General features: G+C 70.5%; 20 protein-coding genes. 7 read left to right on the top strand and 13 right to left on the bottom strand.

Features of this window, described 5'->3' with window-relative positions:
• Positions 1–17: 17 nt before the first annotated feature.
• The gene (locus I5071_RS31565; protein ID WP_236516978.1) at positions 18–1,874 is read right to left on the bottom strand and encodes a carbamoyltransferase C-terminal domain-containing protein; all 1,857 of its coding nucleotides are present in this window, start codon (positions 1,872–1,874) and stop codon (positions 18–20) included.
• 30 nt (positions 1,875–1,904) lie between these two features.
• Positions 1,905–2,117: a hypothetical protein gene (locus tag I5071_RS31560; RefSeq protein ID WP_236516977.1), complete on the bottom strand. Its 213-nt coding sequence runs from the start codon at positions 2,115–2,117 to the stop codon at positions 1,905–1,907.
• Positions 2,118–2,337: 220 nt separating this feature from the next.
• Between I5071_RS31560 and I5071_RS31555 the strand changes: the two genes are divergently transcribed.
• Positions 2,338–3,351: an SDR family oxidoreductase gene (locus tag I5071_RS31555; protein ID WP_236516976.1), complete on the top strand. Its 1,014-nt coding sequence runs from the start codon at positions 2,338–2,340 to the stop codon at positions 3,349–3,351.
• A gap of 54 nt (positions 3,352–3,405) precedes the next feature.
• Positions 3,406–3,744, top strand: a complete 339-nt coding sequence (locus I5071_RS31550) for a hypothetical protein (RefSeq protein WP_236516975.1) — start codon at positions 3,406–3,408, stop codon at positions 3,742–3,744.
• A 69-nt stretch (positions 3,745–3,813) separates the two neighbouring features.
• On the opposite strand, the gene I5071_RS31545 is transcribed toward I5071_RS31550, so the two are convergent.
• From I5071_RS31545 to I5071_RS31535, 3 genes are all read right to left on the bottom strand, one after another.
• The gene (locus tag I5071_RS31545; RefSeq protein WP_236516974.1) at positions 3,814–5,361 is read right to left on the bottom strand and encodes a hypothetical protein; all 1,548 of its coding nucleotides are present in this window, start codon (positions 5,359–5,361) and stop codon (positions 3,814–3,816) included.
• A gap of 198 nt (positions 5,362–5,559) precedes the next feature.
• Complete coding sequence (locus I5071_RS31540; protein WP_236516973.1) at positions 5,560–6,288, bottom strand: alpha-ketoglutarate-dependent dioxygenase AlkB; 729 nt, start codon at positions 6,286–6,288, stop codon at positions 5,560–5,562.
• 36 nt (positions 6,289–6,324) lie between these two features.
• Positions 6,325–8,583, bottom strand: a complete 2,259-nt coding sequence (locus tag I5071_RS31535; protein WP_236516972.1) for a putative metal-binding motif-containing protein — start codon at positions 8,581–8,583, stop codon at positions 6,325–6,327.
• Positions 8,584–8,793: 210 nt separating this feature from the next.
• On the opposite strand from I5071_RS31535, the gene I5071_RS31530 reads away from it, so the two are divergent.
• The 3 genes from I5071_RS31530 to I5071_RS31520 are packed head-to-tail and all read left to right on the top strand — an operon-like array spanning position 8,794 to position 11,401.
• Positions 8,794–9,381 carry a hypothetical protein gene (locus tag I5071_RS31530; RefSeq protein ID WP_236516971.1) on the top strand — a complete coding sequence of 196 codons (588 nt, stop codon included), beginning with the start codon at positions 8,794–8,796 and terminating at the stop codon, positions 9,379–9,381.
• Between the two features lie 26 nt (positions 9,382–9,407).
• Positions 9,408–10,466: a radical SAM protein gene (locus I5071_RS31525; protein ID WP_236516970.1), complete on the top strand. Its 1,059-nt coding sequence runs from the start codon at positions 9,408–9,410 to the stop codon at positions 10,464–10,466.
• Positions 10,466–11,401: a radical SAM protein gene (locus tag I5071_RS31520; RefSeq protein ID WP_236516969.1), complete on the top strand. Its 936-nt coding sequence runs from the start codon at positions 10,466–10,468 to the stop codon at positions 11,399–11,401. The genes I5071_RS31525 and I5071_RS31520 overlap by 1 nt, the downstream gene beginning before the upstream one ends.
• Before the next feature lie 19 nt (positions 11,402–11,420).
• Here the strand turns inward: I5071_RS31520 and I5071_RS31515 are convergent, their stop codons facing one another.
• Together I5071_RS31515 and I5071_RS31510 are read right to left on the bottom strand one after the other, a co-directional pair.
• Entirely contained in the window at positions 11,421–11,843 is a 423-nt protein-coding gene (locus I5071_RS31515; RefSeq protein WP_236516968.1) for a hypothetical protein, read from the bottom strand.
• Positions 11,840–12,280 carry a VOC family protein gene (locus I5071_RS31510; protein ID WP_236516967.1) on the bottom strand — a complete coding sequence of 147 codons (441 nt, stop codon included), beginning with the start codon at positions 12,278–12,280 and terminating at the stop codon, positions 11,840–11,842. Before I5071_RS31510 ends, I5071_RS31515 begins: the two co-directional genes overlap by 4 nt.
• A gap of 165 nt (positions 12,281–12,445) precedes the next feature.
• Here I5071_RS31510 and I5071_RS31505 point away from each other — a divergent pair, with 165 nt between their 5' ends.
• Complete coding sequence (locus I5071_RS31505; protein WP_236516966.1) at positions 12,446–13,972, top strand: family 43 glycosylhydrolase; 1,527 nt, start codon at positions 12,446–12,448, stop codon at positions 13,970–13,972.
• 141 nt (positions 13,973–14,113) lie between these two features.
• Here the strand turns inward: I5071_RS31505 and hxsC4 are convergent, their stop codons facing one another.
• From hxsC4 to I5071_RS31475, 6 genes are all read right to left on the bottom strand, one after another.
• Entirely contained in the window at positions 14,114–15,181 is a 1,068-nt protein-coding gene (hxsC4, locus tag I5071_RS31500) for a radical SAM protein HxsC4 (RefSeq protein WP_236516965.1), read from the bottom strand.
• Entirely contained in the window at positions 15,181–15,459 is a 279-nt protein-coding gene (gene hxsA4 / locus I5071_RS31495) for a His-Xaa-Ser repeat protein HxsA4 (RefSeq protein ID WP_236516964.1), read from the bottom strand. The genes hxsC4 and hxsA4 overlap by 1 nt, the downstream gene beginning before the upstream one ends.
• Before the next feature lie 36 nt (positions 15,460–15,495).
• The gene (gene hxsB, locus I5071_RS31490) at positions 15,496–17,088 is read right to left on the bottom strand and encodes a His-Xaa-Ser system radical SAM maturase HxsB (protein ID WP_236516963.1); all 1,593 of its coding nucleotides are present in this window, start codon (positions 17,086–17,088) and stop codon (positions 15,496–15,498) included.
• Positions 17,085–17,312, bottom strand: a complete 228-nt coding sequence (locus tag I5071_RS31485; protein ID WP_236516962.1) for an HxsD-like protein — start codon at positions 17,310–17,312, stop codon at positions 17,085–17,087. Before I5071_RS31485 ends, hxsB begins: the two co-directional genes overlap by 4 nt.
• Positions 17,309–17,833, bottom strand: a complete 525-nt coding sequence (locus I5071_RS31480) for a hypothetical protein (protein WP_236516961.1) — start codon at positions 17,831–17,833, stop codon at positions 17,309–17,311. Before I5071_RS31480 ends, I5071_RS31485 begins: the two co-directional genes overlap by 4 nt.
• Positions 17,834–17,985: 152 nt before the next feature.
• A complete protein-coding gene (locus tag I5071_RS31475; RefSeq protein WP_236516960.1) occupies positions 17,986–19,182 on the bottom strand; it encodes an SPL family radical SAM protein in 1,197 nt (398 codons plus the stop codon).
• A 55-nt stretch (positions 19,183–19,237) separates the two neighbouring features.
• Between I5071_RS31475 and I5071_RS31470 the strand changes: the two genes are divergently transcribed.
• Positions 19,238–20,182, top strand: coding sequence for a DUF483 domain-containing protein (locus I5071_RS31470; protein ID WP_236516959.1), 945 nt, complete (start codon positions 19,238–19,240; stop codon positions 20,180–20,182).
• The last annotated feature ends 63 nt before the right edge of the window (positions 20,183–20,245 follow it).

Genomic DNA, 20,245 nt, shown 5'->3' with positions numbered 1-20,245 from the left:
CTCCCTCGCACGCTCCGTCACACGAACGGCGTCGCGTGCGCCTCGCGCACGCGCTTCGGTGTCTCGGGGGCGAGCGCGTCGCCGCGACGCTCGATCCAGCGATCGCCGATCACCAGCGCGTCGAGGTCGCTCGCGAGGAAGGCGCGGAGCGCGTCGTCGGGGAGGTTCACGAGCGGCTCGCGCCCCACGCGGAAGCTCGTGTTGAGCAGCACCGGCACGCCGGTGATCGCGCCGAACGCGTGGAGGAGCGCGTGGAGGCGCGGGCTCTGCTCCCACGAGACCGTCTGCACGCGCGCGGTGCCGTCGACGTGGGTGACCGCGGGCAGGCGCGCGACGCGCTCGGCGCGCACCGGCACGCTGAAGAGCTTGTGCGGGCTCTCGTCGACGCCGGTCATGTCGAACCACACGTGCGCGAGCTCGAGCGGCACCGTGGGCGAGAACGATCGATCGTGCTCGCGCCGCTGGAGGATCGCGCTCACCCGCGCGCGGCTCTCGGCCCTTCGCGGATCGGCGAGCACGCTGCGTGCGCCGAGCGCCTTCGCGCCCCACTCCGCGCGGCCCTGGAGCCAACCCACGACGCGCCCCGCGGCGAGCGCCTCGGCGACGGTGCCCTCGAGATCACGGGGCATGGTCGCGCGCACGTGATCGGCGAAGTCGAGGAGCGCACGATCGACGAGCACGTCGTCGGCGGCCGCGCCGAGGAACGGCGTGGGCATCGCGCTCCCCTCGCGACCGATCCCGAGCATGTGGTGCAGCGCGTAGAGCGCGGCGCCGAGCGCGGTGCCCGCGTCGTGCGCCGCCGGCTGCACGTGGATGCGATCGAAGAGCCCGCTGCGCGCGATGCGCGCGTTCGCCGCCGCGTTGAGCGCGAGGTCACCCGCGAGGCAGAGATCGCGCTCGCCGGTGCGGGCGCGCAGCGTCGCGAGCGACGCGAGCAGCGCGAGCTCGAGCGCCTCCTGCAGCGCCGCGGCGATGTGGGCGTGACGTCCGGTGAGGGGCTCGCCGGGGAGCCGCGCCGGGCCGAGCGCGCGGATCATCGCGCGGGGATAGAGCGCGGCGCCGCCCCCGAGGAGACGCGCTGCGATCGCATCGCGGAGCGCGAGGCGCACGACGAGCGCGGGATCGACCGACGCGATCCCGTCGCGCCGGATCTGCACCACGCGCCGGAAGAAGCGCCGGTGGTGCGAGGGATCGCCGTGCGCGGCGAGCAACATCACCTCGTGCTCCTCGCCCGGCTCGAACCCGAGATAACGCGCGAAGAGCGAGTAGAGCGCGCCGAGGCTGTCGGGCGCGTAGATGCGATCGACCACCTCGATGCGCGTGCCGCGACCGATCGCCGCGCTCGTCGCCGCGCTCTCGCCGTGCGCGTCCGCGACCAAGCAGAGCGCGCGATCGAACGGTGACGTGAAGAACGCGCTCGCGGCGTGAGCGACGTCGTGGGGCACCGCGACGAAGCGCTCGGGCGGGATCGATGCGCCGAGCCGCTGCTCGAGGAGGCGCCGCTCGTGCTCGTCTCCGCCGAGCGCGCGCTCCGCGCCGCGGAGCGCCGCGAGCGCCGCGCCCATCGCGGCGCGGGTCAACACGGGGAGTCGCTCGCGGCTCTGCGTCACCATCTCCGATCGCCACCGCTGATCGCTCGCGTGCGAGCACGCGACGAGGTCGACGCCGTCGAGCGTGGCGAGGCCCACTGCGTCGAGGCAGTGACGGATCGCGCGCTCGGGCACGGTGGCGCCGCGCGCCGCGCGGGCCAGGCGCGCTTCTTCGCACGCTGCGACCACGCGCCCCTCGTCGACGATCGCGGCCGCGGCGTCGCGTCCCGCGCGACCGCTCGCGAACGGGCCTTCGATGCCTCCGTGGTAACCGAGGACGATCATCGGGGTGCTCCTGGGTTCTTGAACGATCGTTCAAGCGCGCGAGAGCGCTCGTCGCGTCGCGGCGCGACCACGAGCGGTGCGACGCAGGGGCGCCGGCGCGATGCGCGCCGCCTCGCGTCGTCGCTCCTCGCGTGTCGCCTCGTGATCGGCTGGACGGGGCTCGGGCTCGGACATCGGCGTGCCGCGCCGCGGCGGCGCGAGCCACGCGGCGATGGAGCACGTCCTGCGGTTCGGAGCGATCATCGTGCGCCTCCCTCGTCGCGCGATGCGGACGACTCGCGCGCAGTGGCCCCGAGTGCAGCGCGCGTACCACCGTGGCGCGTCGCGCACGCTGCGGTCCCGCCACGCAGGGCGTGGCAGCGCGTCTCGATCCTGCGCGACGAGCGTGGCGCTCCCGCACATCCGAGCGCGAGTGACGGGCACGGTCGCTGCTCGAGGAGCCAGCGAAGAGCGAGGGACGAACATGGGATTCCGGACGCAGAAGCCGATCGAGGAGCAGGTCGTCGTGATCACCGGCGCATCGAGCGGCATCGGCCTCAGCACGGCGCGGCTCGCGGCCTCGCGCGGTGCGCGGGTGGTGATGGCCGCACGCAGCCCCGAGATCGAGCAGCTCGCGGAGCAGCTCCGCGGTGAAGGAGGACGCGCCGAGGCGGTCGTCGCCGACGTGTCGAGCGAGCACGACGTGAGGCACGTCGCCGACGTCGCCGAGGCTCGCTTCGGGCGCATCGACACGTGGATCAACAACGCGGGCACGTCGGTGTACGGACGCGCGCTCGAGGTGCCGGTCGACGACATGCGCGAGCTCTTCGACACGGACTTCTGGGGCACCGTCTACGGCTCGCGGGTCGCGGTGGAGCGCATGCGCGATCTCGGGGGCACGCTGATCAACGTCGGTGGTGTGGTCTCGGATCACGCGATGCCGCTGCAGGGCGCGAACTCGGCGGCGAAGCACGCGGTGAAGGGGTTCACCGACGCGCTGCGCGTGGAGCTCGAGCACGACGGAGTGCCGGTGCAGATCACGCTGCTGAAGCCGGCGTCGATCGACACGCCGTTCTTCGCGCACGCGAGGAACCGTCTCGACGACGGAGTGCCGGCCGCGCCGCCGCCGGTGTACGCGCCCGAGATCGTCGCGCGTGCGCTGCTCGACTGCGCGGTGCGCCCGAAGCGCGAGGTCGCGGTCGGCACGAGCGGGCGCGCGCAGCTCCTGCTCGCGAGGTGGATGCCGGCGCTCTCCGACAAGATCGTCGAGCGTCGGATGTTCGAGCCGCAGATGCGGCGCGAGCCGCACGAGCCGCGGGTGCTCGGTCCCGGCTCGGAGCGCGGCGATCACCGCGGGATGGTGCGACGGCGCAGCGCGGACGTGACCGCACGCAGGGCGCCGGCGATGGGCGCGGTGGTGGCCGGGGTCGGCGCGGTGCTCGTCGCGATCGGGCTGATGCGCGTCGCCTCGCGGGTCGCCGAGTCGCGCGCGGTGTGATCCGCGCGCGCGCGGACCGCCGCTTGCACGAATGGACGAGAGGAGGAACCCACGATGTCTGCAGCGAAGGTGCTGACCGACCACGACGAGATCTGGGCCTGGGCCGAGAAGCGCGGCGCGATTCCGTCGGACGTCGCGAGCACGGCGACCGACGACGACGTCGGGATCATCCGGCTCGATTTCCCGGGGTACAGCGGCGAGGGAACGCTCTCGCCGATCGAGTGGGACGAGTGGTTCGAGAAGTTCGACGCGAACGGGCTCGCGCTGCTCGTGCAGGAGAAGACGGCGGACGGGCAGATCAGCAACTTCAACAAGCTGGTCAAGCGCGAGACCGTCGAGCCGTCGAAGAAGAAGGGTGCCGCGAAGTCGAAGGGCACCTCCGCGCATCGCTGATCAGCGCGCGAGAGAATGGATCGAGCGCACTTCGACCCCGACTGCTCTGACGAGCTGCGCTGAGCGCGGCTACCGCGACGCGTGCGACCACCGCATCAGCGCTCTGCGCTTCGGCGCTTCTTCGTCGGGCTGACCGAGGTACTCCGACGCGCCCCAGTACCCGTATCGTCCGCCGCCCGCGCAGTCGACGTGGTGCATCAACAGCCCACCACCCGCGTCGCGCCAGGCGTCGAGATAGCGCAGATAGAACCCTTCCATCCGCGCGTCGCGATTGACCGCCGCGAAGAGCTGCTCGATGCGCTGGTCGGTCTGCGCCGCGTCGTATCCGACGTAGTGCTGTCCACCTTCGTATCCGACGAGCGGGAGTCCGTACTGCTGCGCGACGTCCAGATTGCCTCTCACGTGCTCGCGCACCACCTCGATCGCCGACTCCTGCTCTCGCGCGAAGAAGTCGTCCGGGGTCAGGCTCGCCCACTGCGACAGCGTCTCGCCCGTCACCGTCGTGCCGAAGTACGGCGCGATCGCCCACGCATCCGCGCGCGATCCCGCGCTCTCGAACCCGAGGATCGTCTCCGCGACCCACGCGCTCGCGCTCTGTCCCGCGTAGACGCGCACCATCCGTCCCGCATCGCCGAACCCTGCGCCGAACGCGCGATGCAATTCGCCGGTGCGCCGCGAGTAATAACGGAGCACCGCCTCGTAGCGATCCGACGAGAGCCCGAGCTGCAGCCCGTGCTCCGCCGCGTACTCGTGCTGCGGGAACATCGAGTTCCACACTTCGTTCGAGTACTCGACCCAGACGCGCAAGCCGGGGTCGAGCCGCGCGCGGAAGAGCTCACCCGCCCGTCGCGCGTAGTCGTCGTCGGCGCGCGAAGGGAGGTTGATCCACGGCTCCGCGTGCACTCGATTGGCGAGATCGATCATCACCTCGAGCGGCGCGCGCGGCGCCCACCGCGCGTCCTCGAGCTCGGTGCGATCACTCCACCGCACTTCGAACTCGGGCGTCATCGTCGAGTTCGCGTCCGCCCAGTTCATGAATCGGATCGCCGAATATCCGCGCATCGAGCGCAGGAAATCGGGATGGAACACCTGCTCTCGATGGATCTGCTCGAACGGGCGGCACTCGCCCGCATCGCCACACGCACGACGCTCGTCGCAATACCGCGCCTCGTCCCCGCTGCACGCACCGCCGGGCACCAGCACGCGGATGTTGCGCACCGGGTTCCGCGGGTTCGTGCGAACGATGTTGAGCTCGATGCCCGGGCCGAAGCGCCGAGGATCGATGTCGAGCACGTCACGGCCGGGGCGCGACTCGCTCTCCACGAGCCGCTGGTGCGCGCCTGCGCCGTACTCGATCTCGCCCTCGCCCTCCCAGAGCACGACGTAGCGGCCCGCGGGGTGCGTGGTGATGTCCCAGACCATCAGCGTCCGCGCGACCTGTCCTTCGCGCAGCGACCGGACCCAGCCGCGCTCGTCGACGTCGAGCGGACCTCCACCATCGAACGACGAGGTCGTCCCCGAGATCCACGACCGCGACGTCTTCATGAGATCCACGAAGGGCATCGCGGTCGACCAGTCGTTGAGGAAGTCGAGGTTGGTCCCGATCGGTGTCCTCAACGACGCGCTCGGATCACGCGTCGGACGCGCGCGAGACGCGCACTGACATCCTGCGAGGACGCCCATCAGCGTCGCGCAGAGCCCCACCAGCACAGCCCGCATACGACGCCGACACATAGTCACCCGCCACGATCCCCGCACGAGTCCGCATCATGACAGCCGCGCGCGACGAGCGCCGACCGCGGGCGCTCATCGCGATCAGACCTTCGGCGCGATCGGCTCGGAGTGCCGGAACATCAGCGCGATGCGCGGAAGCGCGTGCTTGGTCTTGGGCACGCAGTGCTCGACCGTGCGCTGGCACGCGCCGCCCATCACCACGAGATCGCCGCCGCGGATCACGATCACGCGCGACGGACCGGACTTGCGATACGGGCGCACCAAGAACTTCCGCGTCGCACCGAGCGTCGCGACCGCGACCACGCTGCGTGCACGATCACGATGCCCGTGATCGCGATGCCACGCGACGCTGTCGGCGCCGTCCCGGTAGAGCGCGAGCGTCGTGGAGTCGAGCGGCGCCTCGTATCGCGCCGTCAGCACCTCGCGCATGCGATCGAGCAGCGGTGATGCTTCGCCGTCGTCGGGCACGCGCGCGAAGAGGCGCGGCACGTCGACCATGCGCTCGTACATCATGCGGCGCTCGGCGCGCCAACGGATCGTCCGCTCGAGCTCGGCGAAGAGCGCTGCGTGTCCGCGCACCCAGCCCGGCACGATCTCGATCCACGAAGGTGCTTCGCCGTTCGCGTGCGCGCCGACGTCGATGCGGGTGGCGCGCGCGAACGTCGCGTCGATGTCCGGCGTCTCGACGTCGTCCGTGCGAGGCGCTTCGAGCGCGTCCAGCCACGACAGCTGCTGAGCCGACACCCGGCTCACTCTACTGATGTTCCGTTCAGTGTCGAGGGTGCGGAGACGACGACGCCCGCGACGCACGAGGCGCCGCGGGCGTCGAGATCACGAGCGGGACGCTCAGCGCGAGATGGCGATCGAGTAGGTCGCGCTCGAGCACTGCGTCGTCGCCGCGACGCGACGCACTCGGAACACCACCGTCGCGGGCCAGTCGGTGGTGTGCCCGCCGCTGTACTGGTTGTTGCCGCTCGACTGGTCGTCGACGAATCGGAGCTCCGAGACGCCGGTCGGCGCGCCCGAGCCGCAGACCATCACCGTCGAGCACCCGCGGTAGAAGTCGAGCTCGAAGTTGCTCGCGTTCGCGCCGGTGAGGCGGATCCACGGCGAGCCTCCGCCGGGACCGCGCGAGCTCAGCGGGAAGTTCACCGAGTACCAGTCTTCGTCGGTCGTGGACGTGATCAGCCCGCCGACCATCGTGTTGCCGCCCGCGTTGATGTTGCCGACCGCCGTCGCCGCGGCGCACGCGCCGGCCGAGGGGTCGTCGATGCACTCGCAGCCGTCGTTGTACGAGCCGTTGAGATCGACGCGGCCCGCCGCGCACGTGAACGAGCACGTGCCGGAGTTGCACGCGTAGCTCTCGGCGCCCGCCGCCGCGGGGCAGAGCGCGGCGGGAGAGCCGTTGTCGGGCGTGCCGTTGCAGTCGTCGTCGAGCCCGTTGCAGGTCTCGAGCACCATCGGTCCGGGCATGCAGGTCTGCGGCATGCCGTTGATGCAGCGCTGCACGTCACGGCGACACTCGCCGGTGCCGCACTCGGTGCGGATCGCCGGGTTGTCGAGGTTGCCGCAGCTGCCCGCGATCGTGCCGGTGCACGTGCCCGCGGTCGGCGCCTGACACTGATCCTGGCAGTTGATCTGCAGCGGGCCGCGCGGCTGCGTCGGGCACATCACGTCGGGGCTCACGCACGCACGCGCGCCGTTGCACACCGCGGCCGCGTCACTGACGTCCTGGCGGCGATAACACTCGTCGCCTCCGCTGAATCCGTCGTAGTAGCCGCTGCACGCGAAGCCCGCGCACTCGCCGTCGAGATCCGCGCCCGCGGGGACAGCGGTGCACGTCCCTGCGAACCCGGGCACGTCGCACGCCTCGCAGCTGCCGTTGCACACGCTGTTGCAGCACACGCCGTCGGTGCACGTGAGCCCGTCCTGGCAGTCCTGGTTGCGGCTGCAGTTGCGGCCGGGCGGCAGGTCGGGGACGCAGAAGCCGACGTCGCAGTGCGCCTGCGCGATGCACTCGCTGTCGACCGTGCAGCTGATCGGGCACATGCGAGGGGTCTGCACCTCGGTCCCGTCGCAGTAGATCGGATTGTAGAGACCGCAGTCCTGCGCGCGCGTGGTGCTCGTGCAGCCGCGATCGTCGGCGATGCCGTCGACCGTCACGCACTGGAACTGCGCGTTGCACTCCGTCATGCCGCGCGAGCCCTGGCAGTCTTCGGTGTCGGTGCAGATGCGCGTCACCGCGCCGCCGCCCGGGCACGTCGCGACGTCGCCGTTGCAGCAGGTGCCGCTCGAGCAGCAGTAGCCGTTGTCGCAGTGGCCCGCGCTGCAGTCGGTGTCCTCGTTGCACGCGCCGCCGTCGGGCACGTCCGCGGCGCAGGTGCCGTCCTCGCAGTGCGCGCTCGCGATGCAGAACGTGTCGTCGTTGGTGCCCGCGGGCGCGCACGCCGTCGCGCAGGTCGTGCCTTCGTCGCCGCCCTCGCTGCAGGTGTAGAGCTCGCAGTTCGTGATCGTTCCGTCGCCGCACGTCGCCGACGCGCAGGTGCCGCCCGCGATCGCCGTGTACGTGCCGTCGCCGTCGTCGGTGCAGCGGCCGGTGTCGCAGTCGTTCGGGTTCTCGTCGACGGTGCGATTGCAGTTCGTGTCGATGCCGTCGCAGATCTCGGTGCGGTCCGGGTGCACCTCGGGATCCGCGTCGTTGCAGTCCTCGCCGAGACAGCCGATGCCGACGCCGTATCCGTCGCCGTCCTCGTCGACGCAGCACACGCCGCCGACCGGCGCGCAGATGTTCGCGTCGACGCCGGTGCCCGTCGCGTCGTAGATGCAGTTGAACGAGCACGGCGGCGTTCCGCCCGGCGGGCAGGTCGTCCGGGGGCACTCCGGCAGATCCGGGACGCAGCCGGGCAGACACGCGCGGCCCGCGCCGTTCGAGAGCGTCGCGCAGTAGCTGCCGATCTCGCAGTCCTCGTTGCCGTCGCACGCCTCGCAGGTGCCGACGGGATCGGGCACCTCGGCGTCGACGCCGGTGTCCGGCCCGCCGCTGTCGACCGGCGGCACGAACGCATCGGTCCCGCCTTGACCCGAGTCACCGGCCGAACCGTCCATGCGTCCACCCGCGTCACGGCGGGGTGGATCTCCGCCGTCCGCGCATCCGGCGATGCTCGCCAGGAGGAGTGGACCCAGCACCACCAGCAGGCGAGCGAAAGAGCGCACTGGCCCCATGAAAACCCCTCCGGAGCGACGACTCGACAGGCATCGTATCGAAGGGCCCGTTCGATTTCGAGTGGGTGACCGCGTGTTTTCCGCACGCTGGTCGTGCCGTTGACGGCGCCGAGAAAAATCTCTTACCTTCTTTTCATGCTTCAGCGGCGCCGTTTTCTCTCCGCGGTCGCGATCACTCCCGTCGTGCTGTCGATCGTGCCGGAAGAGACCGCGCACGCCGAAGACCGAGCTGCAGTGCCCGAGCGACGCACGCCTTCGGGCTACGTCGCAGGACCGCACGCGGATCAACTCATGCCGCCGGGCGCGATCGCACGCGATCTCGAGCTCGCCGGCGGCTTCACCGTGGTGCGCGCCTTCGGGCCGTACTACGGCGCGCTGCCCTTCGTGCTCGAAGGCGAGGGCCAGCGCTTCCAGATCGACGTGCTGCGTCGCGACGCGTCGGTTGCGAGCGGTGCGCTGTCCGAGGGCGAGCACTTCAGCCTCTTCGTGCACGGCCGCATCGCGCCCGAGCACGCGGCGACCTGCGAGCGCGGTGCGCGCGCGCTCGGCGCCGTGCTCGAGCGGCGTGTCGAGACCGGCGTCGAGCTGCCGGCGCTCGCGACGTTCGCCGAGCGTCGTGCCCATCACGCGGGCGCGTGCTTCGACGTCGACTTCGAGCCCGATCACACGGCCTCGATCTGAACGGAGCGGCGCGGCCGTCCCGCGGTATGCGACGCGCGACGCTCTCGCTCGGATCGACCTGCTCGAACGCGTGCATCTTCTGCGGGCTGCGCGACGATGCGCCGCGCGCCGAGCTCGCGGTGCCCTCGCTCGATCGGCTGCGCGCGCTGCGCGAGGCCTCGAGCGCGATCACGCTCGGCGGTGGTGAGCCGACGCTCGCGCCCGACGTGCTCGAGGCCGCGGTGCGCGCCGCGCGCGACGTGGGCTTCACCGCGATCGGCGTGCAGACCAACGGGCACGGTCTCGCGGCGATCGCGGGCTCGCTCGCGAGCGCCGGGCTCACCGACGTGCACGTCTCGCTGCACGGCGCCGACGCGCGCGTGCACGACTACCACACCGGCCGCGAGGGCAGCTTCGACGTGCTGTGGAACGCGGTCGCCGCGGCGCGCGCCGCAGGGCTTCGCGTGGTCGCGACGACGGTGCTCACGCGCAGCGACTTCCGCGTGCTCTCCGAGATCCCGATGCTGCTCCAGGCGCGCGGCGTCGAGGCGTGGCAGGTCGCGGTCCCGCTCGCCCGCGGTGTCGCGTCGGAGCACTTCGATCGTGTCTATCCGCGCCTCGCGCTCGCGCTGCCGTTCGCGCTGCACGCGCTCGAGATCGCGCGTCGTGTCGGGCTGCGCGCGTACGTGAGCGGTGCGCCGCTCTGTCTGCTCGGGCCGCTCGCGTCGCGCTCGATCGCGCATCCCGAGCGCGATGGAGCGCGCACCTTCCACGCGCGCTGCGACGGGTGCGCAGCGCGCGAGGTGTGCCCGGGGATCGATCCGATCTATCTCGCGCGCTTCGACGGCGACGAGCTGCGCGCGCGCGAGGATCGCCCGAGCGGCGCCGATCACGAGCCGGTCGCGTCGCTCTTCGTCGGCGCCGGCGAGCTCCTGCCGATCCGCGCGCGCAGCGTGCACGAGCCGGTGCAGACCGCGCGCAAGGCGCTGCCGATGTACGGGCGCGCGCGCCGCGGGGTGAACGAGGCGGCGACTCGCAGCGCGAAGAGCGGCGAGGCGCTGCGCGAGATCCTCCCCGCGCTGTTCGAACGCGAAGAGGACGGCTGATGGCGAACATCGGATATCTGCAGGTCGTCCGCGGGTGCAACCAGTACTGCCGCTTCTGCTCGAACCCGGCGAGCGGCTACATGCTGGACCTCGACACCGCGCTGCGCGCGGTCGACGACTTCGCGGAGCGCGGCTACTTCGGGATCATCCTCACCGGCGGCGAGCCCTCGCTCTCCGATCTGATCCCCGACATCACGAAGCACGCGGTCGCGCGCGGGCTCCACGTCCGGATGATCACCAACGGATCACGGCTCGCGAAGCCCGGCCTCGCCGAGTCGTACTACGAGGCCGGGCTCCGCCACTTCCACGTCAGCATCCACTCGTGCGACGAGCAGCTCGAGGACTTCCTCACCGGCGTGAAGGGCAGCCACGCGCTCGCGATGGACGCGCTCGAGAACCTCGGGCGCGTGGGCGCGACGGTGAACATCAATACGGTGATCAATCGCTTCAACGCGGATCACCTCGACAAGAACGTCCGCTATTTCGTCGGGCGCTTCCCGTTCCTGCGCCACTTCGTGTGGAACAACCTCGACCCCTCGATGGGCCGCGCCGAGACGAACCGCGACACCGCCCATCGCCTCGCGGACTTCGAGCTCTCGCTCGCGCGCGCGCTGCGGTTCCTGCACTCGACCGGTCGCACCTTCCGCGTCGAGCGCGTGCCGCTCTGTTACATGACCGAGTTCGCGCACTGCTCGACGGAGACCCGGAAGATCATCAAGGGCGAGGAGCGCATCGTGCACTTCCTCGACGAGAAGGGAACGGTGCGACAGACCGACTTCCGCCATCCCAAGAGCGAAGTCTGTCGCTCGTGCACGCTCGACTCGATCTGCGGCGGGCTCTTCGAGCTGGGCGATCACTACGACCTCGGCGAGCTGCACCCGGTGTTCGTCGATCGCGACGCCATCATCGCGAAGGTCAGAGCCGAGCCGGACTGAAAGCACTCCAGCGAGGCGATCACGCCGAGAAGCTGAAGCGATCGGCGCGCCGCGCGACGATGATCGTCGGGCGCTCGTCGAACGTGTGGTTCGCGGCGGCGAGCTCCTGCGCGAGCGCGTCGATGCGTGTCTTGCGCTGCTCGAGCCGCACGACGTGCTCGCCCAGGCAGTGCTCGATCGAGGCGAAGAACGCCTCGCGCTCGGGCGCGGTGAACGAGCGCCCGAGCCGCGCGACGAACGCGGCGAGGGCGCGCCGCGCCCCCTGGATGTCCCCACACAGGCGACGGTCGACCCAGTGGCGGGCGAGGGCGCGAAACGCAGGGATCTGGGGCGAAATCTCGGTCTTGCTGGTCATGCCCGTCAGTCGTTCGGGACCCTTCCCGACTGACGCGCGCGCGCGCGTGCGCGCGAAAAAAATCGCCCCTCGGATCCCCGTGCTCATGCGCTCGCGGCGGCGCGCTTCTTCCCCTCCAGCACCTCGAGGTAGTGCGGGTTGAACATCACCCCGAGGATGTTCCCGAAGGGGTCGATCACCGACGCGCCGATGAACCCCGCGCCGAAGTCGCGCGGCGGGTGATGCAGCTTCGCGCCCATCGACACGAGCCGCTCGATCATCTTCGGCACGTCGTCGACGTACCAGTACGTCACGACACCGGTCGGGCCGGTCGCGGTGCCCTCGGTGCCGCCCAGCGCGTGACGGAAGCGCGCGTCGAGCAGGCCGAGCTCGTGCTGGTAGTCGCCGATGCGGAACTCGGCGTAGCCCGGGCGATCGAAGTAGGGCTCGACGCCGAGCAGCTCGCTGTACCAGCGCTTCGCCGCAGCGTGATCGTCGGCGTGGAGGACGACGGTGCAGACGCCGCGCAACGTGATCGGATCCATGTGCATCTCCTTCGTGACGAACCGAGAGTGGATCGGCGCAATGTCAGCCTTGTGTCAGGATATGGATCCGGGCGCGATCGTCACGGAGATGCGGCCTCGATGCAGCACGTTCCGGGCACGAGACCGCAGTGAGCGCGGCATGCGACGTGCGATGATCGCGCGCGAATGACTGGGACAGCTCGCGGGTGGTGCGCGGCCGTGCTGGCGCTGGGATCGACGGCGTGCAGTGGGCAGCTGGGCGACGACGACCGCAGGATCGACGCCGCCGCGCCAGCGGTCGATGCCGCGATCGACGCGGGCACGCCGGACTCCGGCACACCCGATGCGGGACCGCCTCGCGGGCTGCTGCTCGCGCGCTTCGACGACTACCACGCTCCCGCGCACGTCGGTGTCGTGCCGGCGATCGACTTCGTGTGGGGCGACGCGCCGCTCGGCGAGGGCGCGCCCTCGGACTTCGTCTCGGCGCGCTTCACCGCGCTGCTCACGCCGCCCGCGACCGGCACGTACACCATCGCCACCGAGAACGACGACGGCGTGCGGGTGTGGATCGACGATGCGCTCGTGATCGACGACTGGCGCGGTCATCTCGTCGAGCGACACGAGGGGACGATCGAGCTCGTCGCGGGCACGCCGGTGAGGCTGCGCGTCGACTACTTCGAGATCGATCTCGCGGCGCAGCTGCGCGTGCTGTGGACGCCGCCGGGAGGCACCGAGTCGCCGATCGACGAGACCCACGCGCTCGCAGTGCCGCTCTCGGCCGAGCTCCCGCCGCCCGCGCCGCACTACACGAACCCGGTGGTGCCCTTCGACTGCCCCGATCCCGGCGTGCTCGCGGACGAGAGCGCGTATTACATGGTCTGCACCGGAGGCCGTTTTCCCATTCGTCGCTCGCGCGATCTGGTGCGCTGGAGCGACACCGGCGCGGCGGTGATCCCGAGCGGCGCGCCACCCTGGGCGGCGAACGGACACCGCAACTGGGCGCCCGAGCTGCATCGCGTGGGCGACCGCTACGTCGCGTACTTCACGTCGGTGAACGGCGCGAACGTGCTCTCGATCGGCGCGGCGTGGGCGGACGATCCGCTCGGTCCGTACACCGTCACCGACGCGCCGCTGGTCGAGCATCCCGACGGAGTGATCGACGGCAATTACTTCCGCGACGACGACGGGCGTCACTATCTCTTCTACAAGATCGACGGCAATGCCCACGGCCGCCCGACTCCGATCTTCGTGCGTGAATTGGCGGCTGACGGACTCTCGTTCACGCCGGGGAGCGTGGCAGTCGAGGTGCTGCGGAACGACCCGGGAACGTGGGAAGGCGGAGTCGTCGAGGCGTCGTGGACGGTGCGCCGCGGTGATTTCTATTACTTGTTCTACAGCGGCAACGTCTACGACGGTCGATATCGCACCGGCGTCGCGCGGTCGCGCAGCGTGACCGGCCCCTACGAGAAGCACGGCGCGCCGATCCTCACGAACGACGCGCGCTGGGTCGGCCCCGGCCACGGCACGGTGCTGCGCGTCGGCGACCAGGACTGGTTCTTCTATCACGCATGGAACGCGACCGCGGGCGGCGGCCACGACGGATCGCGCGGGCGCTTCGGGCTCCTCGATCCGATCACGTGGGAAGGCGACTGGCCGAGGATCGGAGATGGAACCCCGGGTCAGTCGCCGCGCGCATGGCCGGGGCGCGACTAGACTCGGATCCTGATTTGACGATCGGGATTCAACCGCAGAGGGCCACAGAGGGCCGCAGAGGAGTCGGAAGCACGCGAGAACAATCTCTCTGCGGCCCTCTGCGATCTCCGTGGTTCGATTCGCTCGCCGAGGCGCTGCCGATCACACAACCGGAACGAATTCGTCCCAGCCGTAGCGCTTGAGGTAGTTGCCCCAGACGCCTTCGCAGCTCTTCTCGTGCTTGCAGGTCGCGCACTCCGCGCGCTTCTGGCGCTCGGAGTCGTCGAGGTCGGCGCGGCGGATCGCCACGAGCTCGCGCGTCTCGCTCTGATCGGCGAGCGCCTCTTTTCGTCCGAGCAGCGCCTCTGCGGGCACCAGCTTCTCGGCGTTCGCCGCGGGCTCGTAGTGCACGTAGCTCTCGACGTAGCCGCGGTTGAAGTCCGGCAGCTTCGTCGTCGTGCACAGCGGGATGTCGACCAGGAACGCCATCACCCGCGGCTCGGTCTTCGCCTGCTCTTCGAGGAAGACCCGCGCGGTCTCGGCGATCTCGGTGTAGGTCGGGAAGATGTGCTCGAAGTACGTGTTCGCGCGGCCATTGGCCTGCATCACGTTGAACACGACCTGATCGACGCCGTGCGCGCGCAGGAATCGATAGATCTCTCCCATGTGCGGGAGATTGCGCTTCGTGATCACGGTGCTGGTGTGGAGCTCGACTCCATACCGCTTGTACTTCGTGATCACGTCGAGCCCCGCGACCGTCTGGTCGAAGCTCTCGGGCGTGCGCGTCAGTCCGTCGTGCAGCTTCTGCGTGTGGCCGTGGATGCTGACGTAGAAGCGGTTCATCCCCGCCGAGATCAGCATGCGCGCGTACTTCTCGTACGAGAGCGAGCGCCCGTTCGTCATCACGCTGACGCGGCGGATCCCCGCTTCCTTCGCCCACCGCACCCAGTGCGGCAGTCGAGGGTTCGTCGTGGGCTCGCCCGACGTGAAGCAGATCTCCTCGGCGCCCTTCTTCTGCTCGAGGATGAACCGCACGAGCGCGTCGTCGGTCTGGCTGTTCGTGACGTAGCGAGCGTCACGATCCTCTTCCATGCAGAAGACGCAGTTGTTGTTGCACACCGCGCCGGTGAGCACGTGCACGCGCTCGTCCTTGCGCGCGATGCGCTCGTCGATCGAGGAGTGCTCGGCCTCCGCTCTGCTCGACGGAGAGCTGAGCACCGCCCTCGTCATCACCAGCTCCCGTGGGACCCGTGCGAGCCGTGCGAGCCGTGCGAGCCGTGCGACCCGTGCGAGCCGTGGGACCCGTGCGAGCCGTGCGAGCCGTGGGACCCGTGCGAGCCATGCGAGCCGTGCGAGCAGTGCTGCGCCAGCAGGATGTCGTCTCGCGTGTTGGGTTTGGCGAGATCGGCCTCTTCCAGCGCACGATCGGCGATCGCGCGTTCGGTCGGATCCATCAGACCGCCCGCGTTGCGCCGGAAGCTCGGAAGAACGTCGTCGTCGTCGGCCATGCCCCGCCTCCTACCGCTCCCAGGGAAAGCACCCGCTCACGGCGTCCGTGAAGCGTCCGCGGCGAGTGTACTACTAGACGTCCCCTGGATGAAATGGGCCCTCGGTCGGTTCGTGGTCCAGCGGCGGAAGACCTCCATCGTGCCGGGGTCGGCATCGGCGATCTTCTCGAACAGATAGTCCTGGATTCCCTTGTGGACCGCGCAGACGCTGCTCTCGCGCATCCGCCCGAAGATCGTCCCCTGGGTCTTGTGGCTGTGGCTGGGGGCGACGCCGCAGTAGGGCTGGTAGGCGCAATTCACGCAGTCGGGGCGGGCGTCGAGGTTCCCGGCGAGCACCACCGCGCGCACCGTCTCGTGGCCGACGAGGCCGCGGTAGGTCGCGTCGTTCACGTGGCCGAGCAGGAACGTGTCGTCGCCCGTCTCGTGCAGCATGCGACCTTCGTCGCACGTGAAGATCGAGCCGTCGTAGTTGTAGGCGAGCGCGCCGATCCCCGCGCCCGACGGGCTGCGGATGTCGAGGAAGTTCGGGTCCTCGCCGCTGAGGATCTTCGTCAGGAAGATCGCCGCGTAGCGCTCGAGCACCTGAACGCCCTTCAGGTTCAGCTCGATCATGTAGTCGACGCACTTGCGGTAGTAGTCGAGGTACTCGGCGCGCGGGTACTCGAGGCGCGGGCCGGTCTTCTCGGCGAACCCGAAGGGATCGAGCGGGCGCAGGAAGAGCGCGCGACAGCCGAGGTCGACGTACTGATCGACCACGTCCTTCCAGAGCGGCAGCGTCTCGCGCGTCGTCGTGAGCAGCGCCTCGACGCGGTAGAGCGTCGTGTCGAGACCGAGCTTCGCGTACTCCTCGTTGATGCGCCGGATCCACTTCACCGACGCTTCCCACGACGAGCCGCCGGTCTTGGTTCCATCGGCGAGCTTGAGCGCGGGGAGCTTGCGCTGCTTGTCGTGCAGGCCCTGGGGGCCGTCGATGCTGGTGCAGATCTGGACGCGGTTCTCGAGCAGGAAGGCGAGCTTCTCCTCGTCCATCAACGAGAGATTGCTGACCATCGTGAACTCGAGCGCCTTGCCGATGCTCTCGTTCTTCTTCCGCGCGTACTCGATGACGTGCTTCACGACCGGGAAGTTCACGAGCGGCTCGCCGCCCTGGAACTCGATCGTGATGCCCGGGCTCGTCGACGAGAGCGCGATGTCGACGCACTTCTCGGCGATCTCCGGGGTCATGTCGGTGTGCACCGCGTCCATCGCGGCGCGCGACGCGTGGCAGTAGACGCAGGTCTCGTTGCAGCGGAGCGTGACCACCAGCATGTGGAGGTTCGGCCCGTAGCCGACGAACGACTTGCGACGTCGCAGGGCGTCCGCGGCGCGCTTGGTGTCGTAGTGCGCGCGGAGGAAATTGCCGTCGCGCAGGCGCGCGTGGAGCTCGCTCTCGGGCGCGACGTTGCCTTCGACGAACGCGCGGAATTCGGCGTCCGCGAGCACGAGGAAATTGCCCTCGAGGTTCGTCAGCAGCACGCGCTGCTTCGGGAGCGCGCGATAGCGGAAGAACGCGGGGAACGTGGCCGAGGGGCGGAGGCCGTGCAGCGGGAACGCGCCGGGCGGGAGCTGCGAGTCGATGGTGTCCGTCACTGCGCGGCTCCCGTCTTCCGAGCCTGGATGGTCAGACCGAGCGCGTAGTTGCCGAGCTCGCGCGCGACGCGCGCGGCGCGACCGGGGCGCGCGCTCGCGATGCGCAGCACCACGTGATCGGCTTCGTCGCCCCGCGTGATCTCGGCGTGCGCGGCGTAGAGCCCGATCGCCTGATCGATCGCGCTCGCGAGGTAGAGCTCGCGGTGGAGGCGCAGCTCGCTCACGTCGCGCTCCCCTCGTCGCTCGGCTTCGCTGCAGCCTCCGAAGAACCGAGCGCGGGCGCGGCGGGCTCGTCCTTCTTCTTCTTGTACTTCTCCTCCCACGAGAGCCCGATGCCGAGCGGGTCCTCGAAGGGCTCCTCGGAGAAGTCGAAGTCCTTGAGATCGTCGAGCGTCGGCGGGCCCATCGCGCCGGTCACGGCCTGCAGCGTCACCGCCTCGATCACCGCGCGGTTGTCGCGGACGATCTGGGCGCGCCACGCGCAGCTGAGGAGCTCGTTCTGCAGCTCGCCGACCCAATTGCGCAGCTCGCTCTCGGCGGGCGTCGTGCCCTTCGGCGTGAGCGTGATGCGCACGCGATTCGACGCCGCGCGATCGAGCAGCACGTAGCAGCGATCGAGGAACGTGTAGGCCGCGCCGTACACCGCATCGAGCGGGTAGAGGGACTCGTCGACGGTCACCGTCACTGCGTGCGCCGACACGTCGGCGTCGATCTGATCCGAAGGCATCCCTACGAGCGCGGCCATGAGACCTCCGACCTTGGACGGTACCCGAAACGCAGGCTGGTCGACTACACGGGAACGCGCCGAGCGCGCTCCCGTGCATTCCTTTCTTGCCGGAGGGTCGGATGCGGACCCGGCTCGGGGAGCCCCTCGACGCCGCTTCGCGGGGTCTTCGTCTACAGCGGATCGACGCAGAGCTCGGGCGGGAGCTCGCCGCGCCACAGGACCACACCGCGCGCGGTCAGGGCCTCGGAGACCGCTTCGGCGCGCTCGACCTGCCATCGCGGGTCGCGCGCGACCGTGTAGCGGGGATCCGCGAAGTCGCGCTCGGCCCCTTCGAGCGACGTGAGGACGTCGAGGCTCGCCGAGGTCGCGTGCGCGGCGATCGCGTCGGCGAGCGCGTCGATCGAGCCGGGCAGCATCGGCTGCACCACCGCGAACGTGCGGACGCCGTGGGCGCGCAGGGTCGCGAGCGTGGCGAGGCGATCGTCGATCGAGGCACCGCGGGGCTCGAAGTGGCGGCGCACTTCGTCGTCGATCGTCGGGAACGAGACGCCCGCGTAGGCGACGGGGAGGGCGGCGAGGCGCGCGGCGTCGCGCTCGATCAGGCGCGAGCGCGTGAGCACCATCGTCGGGAAGACGCGCGTCGCGTCGTGGATCGCGTCGAGGCAGCGGCGGGTGAGCGAGAGACGCGCTTCGATCGCGTGATAGGGATCGCTCACCACCGGGCAGAACTTGATCGGTCCGGGAGGCAGCGACGCGAGCTCGCGCGCGAGCACCTCGGGCGCGTTCACCCGCGCGTCGACGTACGAGCCCCACGGCACCTCGGGGAGGCCCTCGAGCCGCCGCACCATGCCGACGCGGGTCTGCGCGTAGCAGAAGCGGCAGCCGATCAGACAGCCGACGTAGGGGCTCACGGTGTAGTACCGCGTGCCATGCCACTCGGCGGACTCGAGCAGCGACGAGACGTGCACCTCGCGCACTCTCGTCGAGCCGTCGCGGCTCTCGCGCGCGGCTGCCGCATCGCGGGCGATCGACGCGATCACCTCGCGCTCGTTGCGCGCGATCACGCTCGCGATCGCGTCGCAGAGCGCCTTGCCCTCGTGCGGCGCGACGTGGTCGCCGCCGCTGCCGGTGCCGGTGCGGTAGCCCAGCACGAAGCGCTCGGTGCGCGCGGCGTAGCGCGCCTCTTCGTCGCGGGGCGCGACCTCGACGTGGACGATGCGCGGTGCTGCGTTCGGGGTCGCGAGCTCGAACGTGAGGCGCAGCCCGAGCTCGGTGGACGCGTTCACGAAGCGCGCGCCGCGCACGACCTCGTCGCCGAGCGAGTGCGGCGCGAGCAGTGCGACGAGCTGGGCGCGCAGGTCGCTCACGCGCGCGCTCCGATCGTGATCACGCGACCCATCGGGAGTGCGATGATGCGTCGTGGTGACGGAGCGCGTCGAGAGCGTCGTGGAGCTGGTGCGCGCGCTGCCCGACGCGCCCGAGCGCGCGCGGAGCGCGGTGCGAGCGCGGCCGATCGTGTACGCGCTGGGCAGCGGTGAGGCCGACGAGGTCGCGCTCTGCGCGGGGATCAAGCCGCTGCTGCGCCAGGTGGTGCGCGATGCCGACGTCGCCGCGACGCGCGCGCGCTTCGAGGCGCTGGGGCTCGTGGTGCGCGACGCGGTGCACCGGGTCGAGACGGCGTCGACGCGCGGGCGCGTGCTCTTCGTCGGGCGCGACGCACGACGGGTCGAGGAGGCGGTGCGCGTCGAGGCGGCGCCCGAGCACGATCACGAGCTCGGGCGATTGCTCGGATATCCGCGGTGCTGTGTCGAGGCGTACCTCGCGGTCCCTCCGCCGCGCGACAACCTCGACGCGATCGCGCGGGGCGGCGTCGGTCGAGCGCGGCTGAACGTGCTCGATCTCGCGGTGTTCCACTACGTCTCGTGGATCCCGTGCTCGCTGTCGTGTGCGCTCTCGAGCGCCTACGCCGATGCGGTCGCGTCGCACATCGCGGAGCGACACGCTCAGTTCCTGGCGGGGCGCGGGGCGCGCCCGGTGTCGCGGTGTCCGCCGGGGTGCCGACACGAGACGTTCGTGCGCGCGATCGACGACGCGCTCGGAGCGCATCGGCTCGTGCTCTTCGAAGACGTGCAGCTCTCGCTGCGAGGCACGATCGATCGCGACGTGTTGCGCGTCGCCGAGGTGTGGCCCACCGCGCGTGATCGTCATCCCGACGCGCGGCTCGACGACCTCGCGCTCGAGGCGGTCGCGCGGCTCCTCGTGCTCGTCGAGCGCGCGGAGCGCGTCGCGGTGATCGATGGTGTCCTGTCGCTCGACGATCGCGCGATCGTGAGCGCGCCGCACGCTGCGCTCCATCGCTTCTCGTAGGCCGGGACGCGGACGGGCGAGCAGATTGTGCAATCAGCCGTCGACCTCTCGACCACTCACGGC

The organism is Sandaracinus amylolyticus (assembly GCF_021631985.1).
Taxonomy (GTDB): Bacteria; Myxococcota_A; Polyangia; order Polyangiales; family Sandaracinaceae; genus Sandaracinus; species Sandaracinus amylolyticus_A.
Note: the sequence above shows the minus strand (reverse complement) of the source record. Positions and strands in the feature narration are given on the sequence as shown.